Raw genomic sequence first — 2177 nt, forward strand, 5'->3', positions numbered from 1 at the left:
CGTCGAACGAAGATGTTCGCCGGGCGGTCCGGGCTCGCGTCCCACCGGTTCAGTGCCGGCAGCCTCGGACCCAGGTCGTCGAGGTACACCGTCAGTGGGGATCTCCTGCTCGTCGACGTCGCCGCCGGCCGCCTCGTGGGCCAGCTTGACCGCGGCCAGGGCCACCGTCTCGATGTCGAACTCGCTGGTCAGCGACTCGATGACCACGCGGAACCGCTCCAGGTCGTCGGCCTGCAGGCTGCTCTCCAGCGCCGACCGGGTCAGCTCCAGGCGCCGGGCCCGCAGGTCGGTGACCGTCGGCACCTTCTCCAGGGTGATCCGCTGGCGGGTGAGCCGCTCGATCGCCTTGAGCATCCGCGACTCGCGCGGCTCGGCCAGGGTGATCGCGGCGCCCTCGCGGCCCGCGCGCCCGACCCGGCCGATGCGGTGCACGTACGCCTCCGGCGCCGACGGCACGTTGTAGTTGACCACGTGGGTGAGCTGCTCGACGTCCAGCCCGCGGGCGGCCACGTCGGTCGCGACCAGCAGCTCGGTGCTGCCGGCGCGCAGCCGGCCCATGACCCGGTCCCGCTGGTCCTGGCTCATGCCGCCGTGCAGGGCCTCGGCCCGGTAGCCGCGCCCGTTGAGCGTCTCGGTGACCTGGTCGACCTCTTCGCGGGTGCGGCAGAAGATGATCGCCGCGGCGGGCGCCTCCACGTCCAGCACCCGGCCCAGCGCGGCCGGCTTGTGCGCCCGGGCCACGATGTACGCGCTCTGCCGGACCAGGGGGATCTCGCCGGGGGCGGAGGCCTCGCGGCCCATCTGGATCCGGACCGGGTCCTTGAGGTGGCGGCGGGCGATGCCGTCGATGCGCGGCGGCATCGTCGCGGAGAACAGCACGGTCTGCCGGGTCTGCGGGGTCTCGGCCAGGATGGCCTCGATGTCCTCGGCGAAGCCCATGTCGAGCATCTCGTCGGCCTCGTCGAGCACGACGGTGCGCACGTCGCTGAGGTTCAGCGTCTCGCGGCTGATGTGGTCCAGCACCCGGCCGGGGGTGCCGACCACGACGTCCACGCCGCGCTGCAGGGCCTGCAGCTGGCGTCCGATGGGCTGTCCGCCGTACACCGGCAGGACGCGGACGCCCAGGTCACGGCCGTAGCGGTGGACCGCCTGGGAGACCTGCTCGGCCAGCTCGCGGGTGGGCACCAGCACCAGGGCGGCCGGGCCGCCCTTGGCGTCGGGCTCCAGGCGGTGCAGCAGCGGCAGCGCGAAGGCCGCGGTCTTGCCGGTGCCGGTCGCGGCCTGGCCCAGCAGGTCGTGGCCCTCCAGCAGCGGCGGGATGGCCTCGCGCTGGATCGGCGTCGGCTCCTCGTAGCCCAAGCTGGTCAGTGCCTTCAGCAGCTCGGGACGGAGCGCCAGACCGGCGAAGCCTGTCGCGTCCGCGAACAGGTGCTCGCTCATTATCTCTGCTCCGGATCGATCGTGCGCCGGTCACATCGGTGACCGGCATCAACGACGACAAGGATACGGGGCCGGCATTCGGGCTCAGCCGGCCGGGACCTTGAACGGGTCGTGGTCGGCCAGCAGCTTGTCCAGCCGGGCCTGGTCGACCCGGCGGACCACGGTGCCCGCGTCCTGCATGTCGCGGACGCATTTGGCCAGCGTGAACGCCGACGTGACCACGTAGAGCAGGCCCACGGCGAGGAAGGCGCGGATCCAGCTGCCCACCGGCAGGTACGCGATCCCGGTGGCGACCGCGGTCAGGGACAGCGCGAAGGAGGCGATGGACTGCACGTAGAAGGCGGTGGTGGTCTTCGGTTGCGGATTGGTGTCCATGCCGCAGTCTGGTCCGGGCCGTCGTACCTGCGACTGAGCCCGGGTACTCAGAGCCGGGTTACGACAGGATGACGGACATGGCGGACGTTCTCGTGGTGGGCGGCGGCATCATCGGTCTGACGGCGGCGATGCGGCTGCGGGAGCGCGGCGCGGCGGTGACCGTGTGGACGCCGGAGGACCCCGCCCGGACGGTCTCGGCGGTGGCCGCCGCTGCCTGGTACCCGACCCGGACCGGCTTCGACGAGCGGATCCTGGCTTGGGCCGCGGCCACCTACGACCAGTTCCGCCGGGACGCCTTCGACCGGGTGCCGGGGGTGCTCGTGCGGGAGACCCGCAACCTCGAGCGGTCCGGCGCGACCGGC

Annotated in this window: 3 protein-coding genes; 1 reads left to right on the forward strand and 2 read right to left on the reverse strand. The window is 72.7% G+C overall.

The annotated features are described in order from the left end of the window. The coding region (locus AB0C29_RS44960; protein WP_360834014.1) for a DEAD/DEAH box helicase at nt 1-1440 on the reverse strand (1440 nt) is incomplete at its 3' end. Between the two features lie 84 nt (nt 1441-1524). Next, the gene (locus AB0C29_RS44965) at nt 1525-1815 is read right to left on the reverse strand and encodes a YiaA/YiaB family inner membrane protein (protein WP_360554347.1); all 291 of its coding nucleotides are present in this window, start codon (nt 1813-1815) and stop codon (nt 1525-1527) included. Nucleotides 1816-1892: 77 nt separating this feature from the next. Between AB0C29_RS44965 and AB0C29_RS44970 the strand changes: the two genes are divergently transcribed. Continuing rightward, nucleotides 1893-2177: FAD-dependent oxidoreductase (locus tag AB0C29_RS44970; protein ID WP_360834016.1), on the forward strand; the 285-nt coding region annotated here is incomplete at its 3' end.

It is taken from the genome of Actinoplanes sp. NPDC048791 (assembly GCF_040650095.1).
Lineage (GTDB): Bacteria > Actinomycetota > Actinomycetes > Mycobacteriales > Micromonosporaceae > Actinoplanes.